At 69.1% G+C, this 13,350-nt stretch carries 12 protein-coding genes; 2 read left to right on the top strand and 10 right to left on the bottom strand.

The window, feature by feature from the left end:
• Window positions 1-21 precede the first annotated feature (21 nt).
• Window positions 22-924, top strand: a complete 903-nt coding sequence (locus HEQ22_RS12725) for an alpha/beta fold hydrolase (RefSeq protein ID WP_432768265.1) — start codon at window positions 22-24, stop codon at window positions 922-924.
• A 127-nt stretch (window positions 925-1,051) separates the two neighbouring features.
• Here the strand turns inward: HEQ22_RS12725 and sppA are convergent, their stop codons facing one another.
• The 8 genes from sppA to HEQ22_RS12685 all read right to left on the bottom strand — a co-directional run bounded on the left by sppA (window position 1,052) and on the right by HEQ22_RS12685 (window position 9,184).
• Window positions 1,052-3,037, bottom strand: coding sequence for a signal peptide peptidase SppA (gene sppA / locus HEQ22_RS12720; RefSeq protein ID WP_432768264.1), 1,986 nt, complete (start codon window positions 3,035-3,037; stop codon window positions 1,052-1,054).
• 98 nt (window positions 3,038-3,135) lie between these two features.
• Window positions 3,136-4,035, bottom strand: coding sequence for an NAD-dependent epimerase/dehydratase family protein (locus HEQ22_RS12715; RefSeq protein WP_432770873.1), 900 nt, complete (start codon window positions 4,033-4,035; stop codon window positions 3,136-3,138).
• A gap of 35 nt (window positions 4,036-4,070) precedes the next feature.
• The gene (proB, locus tag HEQ22_RS12710) at window positions 4,071-5,174 is read right to left on the bottom strand and encodes a glutamate 5-kinase (protein ID WP_432768263.1); all 1,104 of its coding nucleotides are present in this window, start codon (window positions 5,172-5,174) and stop codon (window positions 4,071-4,073) included.
• Between the two features lie 46 nt (window positions 5,175-5,220).
• A complete protein-coding gene (locus HEQ22_RS12705) occupies window positions 5,221-6,021 on the bottom strand; it encodes a MipA/OmpV family protein (RefSeq protein ID WP_432768262.1) in 801 nt (266 codons plus the stop codon).
• Window positions 6,022-6,141: 120 nt separating this feature from the next.
• Window positions 6,142-7,080, bottom strand: coding sequence for an aldo/keto reductase (locus HEQ22_RS12700; RefSeq protein ID WP_432768261.1), 939 nt, complete (start codon window positions 7,078-7,080; stop codon window positions 6,142-6,144).
• Entirely contained in the window at window positions 7,070-8,155 is a 1,086-nt protein-coding gene (locus tag HEQ22_RS12695) for a glycerophosphodiester phosphodiesterase (protein WP_432768260.1), read from the bottom strand. The genes HEQ22_RS12700 and HEQ22_RS12695 overlap by 11 nt, the downstream gene beginning before the upstream one ends.
• A complete protein-coding gene (locus HEQ22_RS12690; protein WP_432768259.1) occupies window positions 8,152-8,502 on the bottom strand; it encodes an ArsC family reductase in 351 nt (116 codons plus the stop codon). The genes HEQ22_RS12695 and HEQ22_RS12690 overlap by 4 nt, the downstream gene beginning before the upstream one ends.
• A gap of 13 nt (window positions 8,503-8,515) precedes the next feature.
• Window positions 8,516-9,184, bottom strand: coding sequence for a Crp/Fnr family transcriptional regulator (locus HEQ22_RS12685; protein WP_432768258.1), 669 nt, complete (start codon window positions 9,182-9,184; stop codon window positions 8,516-8,518).
• 258 nt (window positions 9,185-9,442) lie between these two features.
• On the opposite strand from HEQ22_RS12685, the gene HEQ22_RS12680 reads away from it, so the two are divergent.
• Complete coding sequence (locus tag HEQ22_RS12680) at window positions 9,443-10,816, top strand: class II 3-deoxy-7-phosphoheptulonate synthase (RefSeq protein ID WP_432768257.1); 1,374 nt, start codon at window positions 9,443-9,445, stop codon at window positions 10,814-10,816.
• A gap of 99 nt (window positions 10,817-10,915) precedes the next feature.
• Here the strand turns inward: HEQ22_RS12680 and HEQ22_RS12675 are convergent, their stop codons facing one another.
• Window positions 10,916-12,421, bottom strand: coding sequence for a M28 family peptidase (locus tag HEQ22_RS12675; protein ID WP_432768256.1), 1,506 nt, complete (start codon window positions 12,419-12,421; stop codon window positions 10,916-10,918).
• A gap of 69 nt (window positions 12,422-12,490) precedes the next feature.
• Window positions 12,491-13,300, bottom strand: a complete 810-nt coding sequence (locus HEQ22_RS12670) for an HpcH/HpaI aldolase/citrate lyase family protein (RefSeq protein ID WP_432768255.1) — start codon at window positions 13,298-13,300, stop codon at window positions 12,491-12,493.
• Between the last annotated feature and the right edge of the window lie 50 nt (window positions 13,301-13,350).

The raw sequence follows: 13,350 nt of genomic DNA, 5'->3' as shown, positions 1-13,350 counted from the left end.
CGCACGAGGGGTTTCCGCAGCATGCAAACCGAACAGACGACCGCCAACGGCATTTCGATCACCTATGAGGACAAGGGGCCAAAGGATGCGCCGGTCATCCTGCTCGTCATGGGGCTGGGCGGGCAATTGACGTTGTGGCCCGACGAGTTCGTCGATGCGTTGGTCGCGCACGGTTTCCGCACCATCCGCTACGACAATCGCGACGTCGGCCTGTCGACGCGCTTCGATGCGGCGGGGGTGCCGAACCTGAAATGGATGTTCGTGAAGGCGGCGCTGAAGCTGCCGGTGCGCGCCGCCTATACGCTCGCCGACATGGCCGCCGACGGGGTTGCGCTGCTCGACACGCTGGGCATCGACCGCGCGCATATCGTCGGCGCCTCGATGGGCGGGATGATCGCGCAGCATATCGCGGCGCGCTATCCCGAGCGCACCCTGTCGCTGACCTCGATCATGTCGACCACCGGCAATCCCCGCCTGCCGCGCGCGCGCAAGGAAGCGATGCAGGTGCTTGCCAACCGCCCGATGAGCGGCGATCCCGAGGCGATGATCGCCTATTCGGTGCGCGCCGCGCGGGTCATCGGCAGCCCCGGCTATCCCGCCGAAGAAGCGCGGTTGCAGCGCCGGGTGCGCGGCGATTTCGAACGCGGCTGGTACCCGCAGGGGGTCGCGCGGCAGATGGCGGCGATCGTCGCCGATGGCGACCGGCGGGCGATGCTGAAGCGCATCGCGGCGCCGACCCTGGTGATCCACGGCGAGGCCGATCCGCTCGTGCCCGTCGCGGGCGGCAAGGACACGGCGACGACCATTCCGGGCGCGCGGCTGCTGACCATTCCGGGCATGGGGCATGATCTGCCGCTCGCGCTCGTCGACACGCTCGCGGACGCGGTCGCGGGGCATGCGCACGAGGTGGCGGTGGCGGCGTAGCTTCTTCTCCCCGCCCGCTTGCGGGAGGGGTTGGGGTGGGCCAGCGGCGGTGCGGCAATGCCCACCCCGCTGCGACTAGCGAACAAGTTCGCAAGTCTCGCTGCCCCTCCCGCAAGCGGGAGGGGATTTACTTCAGCAACAGCGCCAGCGTCGCAAGGAACCCTTTGGCTTCGCCAGCGCCCGACCGCGGCACCGCGGGCAGGTAGGCGCGGCAGTCGAGGCAGGCCGCCTGCACCGAACCCGACTGGGTCAGCATCGTCAGATCCTGCACGATGCGGCGCTCGGTCAGCTGGCGGTTCATCGCCGCAATCCCGAACCAGCCGCGCGGCATGGCGGCGCTTTCTTCCGATTCGCCGCTCGACCATTGCGCCAGCATCTTGGCGAATTCGCTGGGCTCGTTCTCGAAATATTTGGCGTGATATTCGCCGTCGATCTTGGCAAATTTCGCTGCCGCCGCCATCGCTTCGCTCAGCCCGCCGAACTGATCGACCAGGCCGAGCTGGCGCGCGGTGCCGCCGGCCCAGACGCGGCCCTCGGCGATTTGCTGAATCTTTTCCAGCGGCTGCTTGCGGCTCTTGGCGACGAGGCCGGTGAAGCGCGCATAAATGTCCTCGACGCTGGCCTGGGCGAGGGCGTTGAACTCGGCGTTGACGCCGCCGAGGATGTCGGGCTGACCCGACAGCGGCGTCGTCGCGATGCCGTCGGTGGTGATGCCGACCTTGGCGATCGTCTTTTCGAAGCTGGGCAGGATGCCGAAGACGCCGATCGAGCCGGTGATCGTCTCGGGCTCGGCGAAGATGCGGTCGGCGGGGGTCGAAATCCAGTAACCGCCCGATGCCGCGACATTCGCCATCGACACCACGACGGGCAGCTTCTTCGCTTTGGCCGACAGCAGTGCCTGGCGGATCTGCTCCGACGCCATCACCGATCCGCCGGGCGAATCGACGCGCAGGACGATCGCTTTGACGCTGGTGTCGGCGACGGCGTCGAGGATATGCGCGGCGATCGTCTCGCCGCCGGCGACGCCGCTCGGCGCTTCGCCATCGACAATCTCGCCGACGACGGGGATGACGGCAATCGCGGTGCCGGGCAGCGCCGGGGGATTGGCGGCGACCCAGTTTTCGAGCGGGATCGCATTATATTCCCACGGCCGGCTCTCGTCGGTGACGCCGCTGATTTCGGCGACGCGGCGGTCGAACGCCATGCGGCTGCCCAATTTGTCGATCAGCCCGGCGTCGAGCGACGCCTTGCTGAGGTCGTTGCCCGCGGCGCGCACCGCGCCCGCGGTGTCGGCGATGAACGGATCGACCTTTGCCGCCGGCCGCGCCCGCTTGACGTCGGTCAGCCAGTTTTCCCACAGGGCGCCGGCATAGGCGAGGTTCGCCTGTTCGGCTTCGGGCGACTGATCGGGGCGCAGAAAGGGCTCGACCGCGCTTTTGAAGGTGCCGACGCGATAGATGTTCGCGGTGACCCCCAGCCGGTCCATCAACCCCTTGTAATAGAGGCGCGATCCGCCCGGCCCCGCGATCGCGACGCCGCCGATCGGATCGGCCCAGATTTCGCTGGCGTGCGCCGCGACCTGATAGCTGTCGGTCGAATAGGCGGTGGCGAAGGCGAGTACGGGCTTTTTCTTTGCCCGCACCTTGTCGATCGCGCTGCCGATTTCGGCGAGCGAGACCTGTCCGCCGCCGAGGAAGCGGTCGAGGTCGAGGACGACCGAGGTGACGCGCTTGTCGCCGGCGGCGGTTTCGAGCGCGTGGACGACGTCGCGGGTGCGGATTTCGCGCAGCTCATTGCCGCCCGATAGCGCGGCGAGCGTATCGACCTCGGCCGGCTGTTCGCTGACGATCCCGTCGAGTTCGATCAGCAGCGCCCCCTCAGCCACCGGCAGCCCGGCGTTGGGCCGCCCGGCGAGCAGCCCGAAGAGCAGGACGAAGAACAGCAGCAGAAAGACGAGCGCCAGCCCGTCCTTGATCGCCACCAGCAGGTGCCACACCTTGCGCGGAAAGCTGGTCCCGCCGTGCGGCCGCTCGTCGCCGGGCAGCGGTTTGCGGACGGGAACGGCCCAGGGGCCGGCGGGATCGTTCGGGGTGTTTGCGGTGGTTTCGGTCATGCCCCAGACGTAGGGAAGCCGCCCGCCCTTGGCAATGCACGCTTCGACCGGCGGGCCATGGCGAGGGGGCGAACGGCAGCCGCCGCCCGCCGATGGGATCAGAGCCACCCCTCGCGGCGGTACCAGCGGACGGTCTCGGCCAGCGCGTCGGCGGTGCCGGTTTCGGGTTGCCATAGCGCCGCGGGCGGGGCGGCGCCCTCGGTCACGACCCAGTCGGGATGCGCGATATAGCGGGCGCGGTCGGGGGTCAGCTTGGCGCGGCCGCGCCGGACCAGCGTGTCGATCCGTCCGCCCGCCCGGAGCAATGTCGCGGGCACGGCGAAGGTCGAAACGTGGCTGCGTCCGACCGCGCGGCCGACCGCGCGCGCGAAACTGCGATGCGACCAGCCGCTCGCCTTGCCGTCGTCGGGCTCATAGACCTGGCCGACGCTGGTGTCGCGGTCGGCGGCGAGCGCGACCAGCAGGCGCGCGAGGTCGTCGACATAGATCGCCGACATCCGGCCCGCGGGTGGCAACAGGGCGATACCGCGGCGCGCCATCCGGAAGATGTCGAGCATTTCGGTGTCGCCGGGGCCGAACACCGCGGGCGGCCGCACGATCGTCCAGTCGAGCGCGCTGGCCTGGACGATCTTTTCGGCGCGCTCCTTCGACCAGCCATAGTCGGACAGCCCGGGTTCGCGCGCCGCGAGCGAGGAGACATGGACGAAGCGCGCCACGCCGGCGCCGCGCGCGGCGTCGATGACGTTGGCGGTCGCGACCGCATTGCCGGCTTCGAACGCGGCGCGGGTGGGGACGTTGACGACCCCCGCGATGTGCATCAGCGCGTCGCTCCCCGCGGCCATCGCGGCCAAGCTGTCGCGGTCGTCCAGCGCGCCGCGGATCCATGTCACCCCGTCGCGGGCGGGTTGCGGGCGGCGGGTGAGGGCGCGGATGTGCCAGCCCGCGGCGACCGCGCGCGCCAGCGTCGCGCCGCCGACAAAACCGGTCGCGCCGGTCATCGCCAGCGTCGGTGTCGGCGTCGGCGTCGGGCTGGTCACAGCAAGACCATATGGTCGCGGTGCACCATCGCCGCACGCGGGGCATAGCCGAGCGCCGCCGCTTGCGCGTCGCGGCCGAGGCCGCGGATCGCGGCGGCGTCGGCGGCGGGATATTCGGACAGCCCGCGCGCGACGACGCGCCCGTCGGGCCCCGCAATGTCGAGGACATCGCCGCGCGCGAAATCGCCGTCGACGCGGGTGACGCCTGCCGCGAGCAGACTGGCGCCGCCGTGCAGCGCCTTGGCCGCGCCGGCGTCGATGGTGAGGCGACCTTCGGCGGTCAGCCCGCCCGCGAGCCAGGCCTTGCGCGCACCCGCGCCCTTTTCGGCGACGAACAATGTGTGGCGCGCGGCGGTCGACAGCGGCCGGTCGATGCGCCCCGAGGCGATGGCGAGATGCGCGCCGGCGGCGTTGGCGATGCGCGCCGCGGCGATTTTCGACACCATGCCGCCCGACCCCATGCCCGATGCCGAACCGGTGTCGGCCATCGCCTCGATCGCGGCATCGATGCGCTCGACGCGCGCGATATGGACGGCGCCCGGCGTCGCCGGGTTGCGATCGTAAAGCCCGTCGATGTCGGACAGCAGGATCACCGCGCCCGCGGCGGCGGCCTGCGCGACGCGCGCCGCCAGCCGGTCGTTGTCGCCAAAGCGGATTTCCTCGGTCGCGACGCTGTCATTCTCGTTGATCACCGGCACGACGCCGAGCGTCAGCAACCTATCCAGCGTCGCCGCGGCGTTGAGGTAGCGGCGGCGATGCTCGAGATCGCCGAGCGTCACCAGCATCTGCGCCGCGGTCAGTCCTTCGCCGCCGAGCACCTCGGCCCAGACCTGGCTGAGCGCGATCTGTCCGGTCGCCGCGGCGGCCTGTGCATCCTCCAGGCTCGCGCGGCCGCCCTTGGCCAGCCCGAGCCGCCGCGCGCCGAGCGCGATCGCGCCCGACGAGACGACCGCGACCTGCTGGCCGGCCTTCGCGCGTTGGGCGATGTCGGCGGCGATGCCGGCCAGCCAGTCGCGCCGCACCGCGCCGCTGTCATCGACAAGCAGCGCCGATCCGATCTTGACGATCAGCCGTGGGCAAGAGGCGGGCGCGAACAACATGGCGCCGCCGATAGCGCGGGCAAGCGCCCGCGCCAACGATATTGCGTCAGCGGCTGCCGCCGAAGGTGTAGCTGAGTGCGATCCCCGCCGAAGGCTGGCTGCGCGAGCCGAAGCCGCGGACCACCGGCGAATCGGCGGCGTCGCCGATCACCCGGTCGTAGCGCGCATAAGCGGCGAAGCCCCAGCGCGGGCCGAGCTGGCGGAGGTAGCCGGCGGTCAGGCCGACGGCGTGCACGCCACCGTCGATGTCGTAGGCGGGGAGCCCCGAGGCGGCGGCTGCGGCCGGGCTGACGCCGAAATAGGCGCGCTGATATTTGCCGTCGCCCAGCGTCACGCGCGGACCGATGGAGAAAAGCCAGTTGTCGCCATCGCGCGCGACATAGTCGGCGCTGACCTCGCCGACCCAGCCGCCGTGGCCGCCCAGCCCCTTGCGCCCCTCGACGCGGAGGCGGAATTCGGGGGTCAGATTCGCCTGGGCGAAAGCGCCCGCTTCGATCGTCAGCCCGACCTTCGGCAGATTGGCGCCGACATCGGCGGCGGTGCGCTTGCCAACGAAACCGAACGCCGGGCCGAAAGCGAAATTGCCGCTATGGAGCAACGGCGCGCCGAAACTTTCGTCGGCGGCTTCGAACTCGAACTCGGTGCCCTCGCGCTCGCGCGACACGTCGATGTACGGGCCGATCGATAGGTCCTTGGCGCCGGGCCAGGCCGGCGACAGTTGCGGGCCGGCGATCACCCGCGTCCGCATCTCGCCGCGCCCGTCCTCGGTCTGGGCGACTGCCGGGGCGGTGAGGGCGAGCAGAGGCAGGCAGGCGAGCGAGGCGACGATCCGGGTTTCATGGGGCATGGAGCAATCCTTGTGATGTCGGGCTTAAATCCGCCGCCCGGCGCTTTGTTCCGCCCCCGCGGCCGGTGAGCGCGAGGAAAGCGATGCGGGCGGATTGGCGGGTGCCGCCGTGAGCCGGCCTTAAGGGCGTCCGGCGTCGGTCAGCGCCGCCAGCTGGGCGTCGGTCAATGCCACATCGGCGCTGTCCATGATCTCGTCGAGCTGGGCGACGCTGGTTGCGCTCGCGATCGGGGCGGTGACGCCGGGCTGCGCGGCGACCCAGGCGAGCGCGATCTGCGACAAGGTCGCGCCGGTCTCGCCGGCGATCCGGTCCATGACCGCGAGCACCGCGGGTCCGTTGCCGTCCAGATAGGGTTTCACGCGCGCGCCGCGCGGGCTTTTGCCGAGATCGTCGGCGCCGCGATATTTGCCCGACAGATAGCCCGAGGCGAGGCTGAAATAGGTGACGACGCCAAGCCCCTCGGCGACACATAAATCCTGCAGCGCCCCCTCATATTGCTCGCGGTCGAGCAGGTTGAGTTCGGGCTGCACGGCGGTGTAGCGCGGCAGCCCGTTCGCGTCCGCGACGCGCAGCGCCTCGGCCAGCCGGTCGGCCGAATAGTTGGAGGCGCCGATCGCGCGCACGATGCCGGCATCGACCAGTTCGCCGAACGCGCTGAGCACTTCGTCGAGCGGCACGTCGGGATCGTCCTTGTGCGCGAAATAGAGGTCGATCGTATCGATCCCGAGCCGGTCGAGCGAGCCCTGCGCCGCGGCGCGGATGCGATCGGGCTGGAGCCCGCCGGACATCATGCCGACTTTGGTCGCGATCAAGACCCGGTCGCGCGCGCCGCTCGCCTTCAGCCAGCCGCCCATCATCGTTTCGGACTCGCCGCCCTGGTGCCCCGGTACCCACGCCGAGTAGACGTCGGCAGTGTCGATCATGCCGCCGCCGCGCGCGACGAAGCGGTCGAGGATCGCAAAGCTGGCGTCGCGCCCCGCGGTCATCCCGAACACATTGCCGCCGAGCACGAACGGACGGATCGACAGGCCGCTTTGGCCAAGTTCTCTATGGGTCATCGGATGCCTTTCGCTGGACCGCGGGCACCGCCTCGCGGGGATTGTCGCTGAACAGACCGTCGATGCCGGTCTTCAGATAGGCGGCGATCTCCGCGCCGAGGTCGCCATGCCCGGCGGGATTGACGCCGCCCTTGTCGGCGAGCGGCAGGAAATAATTTTCGCGGCGAAAGGTCCAGGGATGCACCTGCAGCCCCGCCGCATGGGCGTCGCGGACCAGCGTCGTCGGATCGCCGAGGGTGCCGAGCGGCCCGCGCGGAATGACCATCGCCTTGTTCGGTCCGATGCCGTCGGCGTAGGCGGCGATCGCCTGCAGCCCCGCGGGCGATGTCATGGCGGCATAGGTCGCGGCCGGATCGTCGGCGGGGCCGCCTTCGCGGTCGAGCAATTGGATCAGCGGCAGGTCGCTTGTCGCGCGCAATGCCTTCAGGTTCGCGACTTCGAAGCTCTGGATGAACACCGGCGAGCTGCGACCGCGATAGCCATATTTGGCGAGTAGCGCGAGCAGCGGCGCTTCGTGCGGCAGGCCGATCGCGGCGAAATAGGTCGGATGCTTGGTTTCGGGATAGACGCCGACCGGCACCGCCCGATCGGCATTCACCTGCGCGAGCAGGGCGAGGATTTCGTCGAATGTCGGGACCGAATATTGTCCGTCACGATCGGTCGCGCGCAGCTTGGGCAGACGCTCCTTCGCGCGCAGCGTCTTCAATTCGGCGAGGGTGAAATCCTCGGTGAACCAGCCGCTGACCGCGCGTCCGTCGATCGTCTTCGTCGTCCGCCGCGCGGCGAATTCGGGCCGGTCGGCGACGTCGGTCGTCTCCGAAATCTCGTTCTCGTGCCGCGCCACCAGCACGCCGTCCTTGGTCAGCACCAGATCGGGTTCGATGAAGTCGGCGCCCTGCTCGATGGCGAGCGCATAGCTTTCTAGCGTGTGTTCGGGCCGCTCGCCCGAGGCTCCGCGGTGGGCGATGACGATCGGAGGCGTGCCATCGAGGGTGGGCTCGGCCGCCATCGGTTCAGTGCCGCAGCCCGCGAGCGCCAGCGCCGGTGCCATCAGCGCGGCGCGCCACCGCGTCATGCGGCAAAGCGTTTCTGCCATTCATCCGCCGAAAAGCCCACGCTGACGGCGTCGCCTACTTCGACCACCGGGCGGCGGATCATCGCCGGCTGGGCGAGCATCAGCGCCTTCGCCTTCGCGGCGTCGAGGCCCTGTTTGTCGGCATCGGGCAGCTTGCGAAAAGTCGTCCCCGCCTTGTTGAGCAGCTTTTCCCAGCCGAGCGCGTCGATCCAGCGTTGCAGTTGCGCGGCGTCGAGGCCGTCCTTGCGAAGGTCGTGGAAACGATAGGCGATGCCCTGCGCATCGAGCCAGCGCCGCGCTTTTTTCACCGTATCGCAGTTGGGAATGCCGTGGAGAGTCGGGGTCATGCACCCATGATAGCTAGGACCCGTCGGCAATGCGAGTGTTTGCGCTCGCCAATTTTCCGCGCAGCGCCCGCGCGAACCCTTCGTGCAGCGCCGCCGCGATTTCGGGGTTCGCGCCCAGATAGGCGCGGAGCGCCGCGGCGGGCACGAACCACAGCCGGGCGTTCGAGGTCAGCGACACCGTGCCGGTCGCCTGGGTGCCGTCGAGCACCGTCGCTTCGCCGATCAGCGCGCCGCCGGTGACGGTGCCGACCTCGTTGCCGTCGCGCAGGATCGTCGCGTCGCCGTCGGCGAGGTAAAAGAGGCTCGGCGCCGCCTGATTTTCGCGGATCAGCACTTCGCCGCGCCTGGCCGAAATCCAGTGGCCCTGGTCGATCAGCCGCCGCGCGTCGCTGGCGCTCAGGGCTTCGAAATGCCGGCTGCGCAATTCGCGCTCTTCGGACGAAAAGCGCATTTTCGCGTTGCGCGTCCAGCGCCGCGCGACCTGGCCGAAATTGACCAGCAGAATCGCCGCCAACAGCAGCGCATAGCCCGTGCCCTGCCAGCCGATCAGCACCAACGGCAGCGCCAGCAGCGCGGCCACCGCCAGCCCGAGGCGAATATGGTCGAGACGCGCGGCGAACGACGCCGCCAGCACCACCAGCAACGCGCCGTAGCCGAACCACCCTGGATCGAAATTCGCCATAGCCAATCGTTTCGCGTTGCGGTCCCTGGCTGGACCACTAGGTGGATAACGTTACCGATTACCGAACGCCTTGGCGGCACCGCATGCGCACCGCCCGAATATGGTAACAAACTAACAGTTTTTGGCCCTGAAGAAAAGCATAGGTGCGCGCGCGGCGCAGCAATGCTAATTTTGCGCTTCTTGCGTCGCCGGTGCATTCGCGCCATGGCGGCGCGCGAGTCGGGTTTCGGCCCTTATGGATCAGTGAAGACGCAAAAAATGACGCAACCATGGCAACCGCATAGCTGGCGCACGCACGAGGCCCGCCAGCTTCCCACCTATCGCGACGATGCAGCACTCGCGGCTGCCGAGCGCGAGCTGGCGAACTATCCGCCGCTGGTGTTTGCCGGCGAGGCGCGCGACCTGACCGCCGATCTCGGCCGCGTCGCCGAGGGCAAGGCGTTCCTGCTTCAGGGCGGCGACTGCGCCGAAAGCTTTGCCGAATTTCATCCGAACAACATTCGCGATACGTTTCGCGTCCTGCTCCAGATGGCGGTGGTGCTGACCTTTGCGTCGAAAATGCCGGTGGTGAAGCTCGGCCGCATGGCGGGCCAGTTCGCCAAGCCGCGCTCGGCCGACATGGAAGAGATCGATGGCGTGTCGCTGCCGAGCTATCGCGGCGACAATATCAACGACATCGCCTTCGACGCCGTGGGCCGCGAGCCCGACCCGCAGCGGATGGTGAAAGCGTATAACCAGTCGGCGGCGACGCTGAACCTGCTGCGCGCGTTTGCGAACGGCGGCTATGCCAATCTGCATCAGGTCAACGCGTGGACGCACGATTTCATGGACCGCAGCCCGTGGGCGAAGAAATATCAGGAGACCGCCGGCCGGATTTCCGAAGCGCTCGCCTTCATGGAAGCGTGCGGGGTGACCCCCGAAACGGTGCCGCAGATCAAGGGTACCAGCTTCTACACCAGCCATGAGGCGCTGCTGCTGCCCTATGAGCAGGCGCTGACCCGGCAGGACAGCTTGACCGGCGGCTGGTACGACACCTCGGGCCATTTCCTGTGGGTCGGCGACCGCACCCGCTTCGAGGGTTCGGCGCACATCGAATTTCTGCGCGGCATCGGCAATCCGGTCGGCATGAAATGCGGGCCGAGCCTTGAGCCCGACGCGCTGCTGCGCCTGCTCGATACGCTGAACCCGAACCATGTGCCGGGACGGATGACGCTGATCACCCGCTATGGCCACGACAAGATCGAGGCGCATCTGCCCAAGCTGGTGCGCTCGGTGAAGGCGTCGGGGCATCCTGTGGTGTGGTCGTGCGATCCGATGCACGGCAATGTCATCAAGACCCCCAACGGATATAAAACGCGTCCGTTCGAGCGCATCCTGGCCGAAGTGCGCGGCTTTTTCGCCGTCCACCGCGCCGAGGGCACGCACGGCGGCGGTATCCATATCGAAATGACCGGCCAGAATGTCACCGAATGCACCGGCGGCGCGATGGACGTGACCCAGATGGATCTGGCCGACCGCTATCACACCCACTGCGATCCGCGGTTGAATGCGGGGCAGTCGCTGGAACTGGCCTTCCTGCTCGCGGAAATGCTCAATCAGGAAATGGCCGAGCGGGCGAAGCAGGCGGCGTAATTTGACGCGTCGCCCCCGCGAAGGCGGGGGCCGTTGTCGGTTTACACAGCCGGGCCGCGGCAAGTCTCCAGCGGCCCCCGCCTTCGCGGGGGCGACGGTTTATTTATTCGTCCCGCTCCACGTCGCCACATCGGCGAACGCGCGGCCCAGCGCGACATGCAGATCGGCATCTTCGGCGGCGCCGCCGAGCGGGATCTGGTCGGTGAAATTGTCGTTCGGGCCGTGATAGTCGCTGCCGAGGAACGCCTGCAGCAGCGCCATGTCCGAAAAGCTGCCGCCGACCATCAGCGAGGGGACGTCCTTCGCGCCGAGCGCCCAGCCATCCTGCCGCTGGACGAACGCGTCGGCCTCGCCATCTTCGTCGAGCTTGCGACCGAGTTTCGTCGCGACGCTGCGGATCATGGCATCATAAGCCGGACGGCCGCGCCCGATCGTCGCGACCGGGGTGCCGCGCGGCGAGATGGCGATCGTGTCGACATTGAGCGCAACGGTGATGTCGGCCAGCGGCACCACCGGATGATCGGCGAAATAATAGGCGCCGAGCAGCCCTTTTTCCTCGGCCGTCGTCGCCATGAAATAAATGTCGCGGTCGGGGCGCGGCCCTTTGCCGAGCCGTTTGGCCACCTCGATCAGCACCGCGATGCCGCTCGCATTGTCGACCGCGCCGTTGCAGATGCGGTCGGCGTCGCCCTCCTCGCCGCAGATGCCGAGATGGTCCCAATGGCCGAGGAACAGCACCGCCTTGCCGTCGGGATTGGCGCCGGGCAGCTTGGCGATGATATTGTTGCTCGCGAAGGGCCGGGTCACCGTCGTCGCGGCAAGATCGGCGGTGACGGGCAGCGCGATGCCGCGATAGCCGGCAGACCTGGCCGCCGCGATCAACCGGTCGGCGGGCTGCCCCGCCGCGGTCAGCAGCGCTTCGGCGGCGGGGCGCGAGAGGAAACCGCTCGCCGCCGCGCCGGGCTTGGCGCTGGCGAGGCGCACCGTCTTGCTGCCGAGCGACGCGCGCAGATCGGCCCAGGGCAGCGCCTCCCACGCCACCACCAGCACCCCCGCCGCGCCGGCGTCGGCGAGCAACTGGCGGCGTTCGCGATAGCGCGGCAGCTTGTCGCCGAACGGCGGGTTGTCGAACAGCATGATGGCGAGCTTGCCCGTGACATCGGCATTGACCTTGCCCGCGCCGTCGACGCCGTAGCCGACGAAGACCAGCGGCACGTCGGTCATTGCGAGTTCGGGATCGCGGCCGGTCAGGATCAGCCCGTCCGCCGCCATCGCATGGTCGCGGCCGTCGATCTTGAAACGGGCGCTGCCCGCCGTCGCCTGGCTTTCGACCAGCGGCACCGGTTGCAGCCACGGCGTCGGGCTGCCGGGTACCGGCTCCAGCCCGGCCTTGGTCCATTCGCCGACGACGTAGGCGATGGTGCGATCTTCGCCCTCGGTGCCGGGGGCGCGACCCTCGAACGCGTCGCTCGCGAGCACCTGCATGTGCGCGGCAAGCTCGGCCTCGGTCACCGGCGTTTCGGCGGTTGGGGCCGCGATCGCGGGGGCGGCGAGGATGGTGAGGGCGACGGCCGCGATCGCGGCGCGAAACTTTAGTGCGTGCATGGGCGCGCGGAATGGCATGAGCGCGCAGGGGGTGCAAGGCGGTTCGTCGAACGACGAACGGCGGGTGCGCTAGCGCTTGAGCCGTTCCAGCAGCGCGCGCGCGGCGGCGACATGCATGTCCTCGATCATCCGCCCGTCGTGCCGCTGCGCGCCGCCGGTCGCCGCGGCGACAAGCGCTTCGGCCGCCGCAATCTCGCGCGGCGAGGGGGCGAAGGCGGCGTTGCATGGATCGACCTGCGACGGGTGGATCAGCGTCTTGCCGTCGAAGCCGAGCCGGCGTCCCTCGGCAGCCTCGGCGGCAAAACCCGCCGCATCGTCGATCGCATTATACACGCCGTCGAAGCACCACACCCCCCCGGCGCGGCCGGCGAGCACGATCGCCTGGATCGCGTGGCTCATCGCGCCGCGGTCCATGCCGTCGGGCAGCTTCAATTCATGTGCCAGGTCGTTGAGCCCGGCGATCAGCCCGCTGACCGCGGCGTCGGCGGCAATCTCGCGCGCGGCGTAGATCGCGGCGGGCGTCTCGATCATCGCGAACACCGATATGCCAAGCTGGCGCAGCGGATCGAGGTCGGACGGCGCTTCGACCTTGGGCAGCACCACCGCGTCGAGCGCGAGGTCGGCGAGCGCGGCGATGTCCGCCGCCTGTTCGTCGGTGCCCGTCGCATTGACGCGCACCGCGACGCGCTTGCCGGCAAAACCCGCCGTTACGGCGGCGCGCATCGCGGTGCGCGCTTCGGCTTTGCGGTCGGCCGGCACCGCGTCCTCCAGGTCGATAATCAGCATGTCGGCGGCAAGCCCCGCCGCCTTGGCCAGCGCGCGCGCGTTCGAGCCGGGGACATAGAGCAGCGAACGGGGGGCATATTCGATCGGGGTCATGCGCTTTTGTCTGGCGCATCGCGGCCATTCTCGCAATAAAGTCGTGAGGC

Origin of the sequence: Sphingopyxis sp. (assembly GCF_050916055.1) — a bacterium.
In the GTDB taxonomy this organism is placed as follows: Bacteria; Pseudomonadota; Alphaproteobacteria; order Sphingomonadales; family Sphingomonadaceae; genus Sphingopyxis.
This window is presented reverse-complemented; position numbering and strand designations above follow the sequence as displayed.

What these genes read in the sequence shown, in the direction of transcription:
- HEQ22_RS12690 (WP_432768259.1), bottom strand. Translation starts at nt 8,502, where the DNA reads ATGACCCCGACTCTCCACGGCATTCCCAACTGCGATACGGTGAAAAAA.
- HEQ22_RS12680 (WP_432768257.1), top strand. Translation starts at nt 9,443, where the DNA reads ATGACGCAACCATGGCAACCGCATAGCTGGCGCACGCACGAGGCCCGC.
- HEQ22_RS12715 (WP_432770873.1), bottom strand. Translation starts at nt 4,035, where the DNA reads ATGACCGGCGCGACCGGTTTTGTCGGCGGCGCGACGCTGGCGCGCGCG.
- HEQ22_RS12670 (WP_432768255.1), bottom strand. Translation starts at nt 13,300, where the DNA reads ATGACCCCGATCGAATATGCCCCCCGTTCGCTGCTCTATGTCCCCGGC.
- proB (WP_432768263.1), bottom strand. Translation starts at nt 5,174, where the DNA reads ATGTTGTTCGCGCCCGCCTCTTGCCCACGGCTGATCGTCAAGATCGGA.
- HEQ22_RS12695 (WP_432768260.1), bottom strand. Translation starts at nt 8,155, where the DNA reads ATGACGCGGTGGCGCGCCGCGCTGATGGCACCGGCGCTGGCGCTCGCG.
- HEQ22_RS12705 (WP_432768262.1), bottom strand. Translation starts at nt 6,021, where the DNA reads ATGCCCCATGAAACCCGGATCGTCGCCTCGCTCGCCTGCCTGCCTCTG.
- HEQ22_RS12725 (WP_432768265.1), top strand. Translation starts at nt 22, where the DNA reads ATGCAAACCGAACAGACGACCGCCAACGGCATTTCGATCACCTATGAG.
- HEQ22_RS12675 (WP_432768256.1), bottom strand. Translation starts at nt 12,421, where the DNA reads ATGCACGCACTAAAGTTTCGCGCCGCGATCGCGGCCGTCGCCCTCACC.
- HEQ22_RS12700 (WP_432768261.1), bottom strand. Translation starts at nt 7,080, where the DNA reads ATGACCCATAGAGAACTTGGCCAAAGCGGCCTGTCGATCCGTCCGTTC.
- sppA (WP_432768264.1), bottom strand. Translation starts at nt 3,037, where the DNA reads ATGACCGAAACCACCGCAAACACCCCGAACGATCCCGCCGGCCCCTGG.
- HEQ22_RS12685 (WP_432768258.1), bottom strand. Translation starts at nt 9,184, where the DNA reads ATGGCGAATTTCGATCCAGGGTGGTTCGGCTACGGCGCGTTGCTGGTG.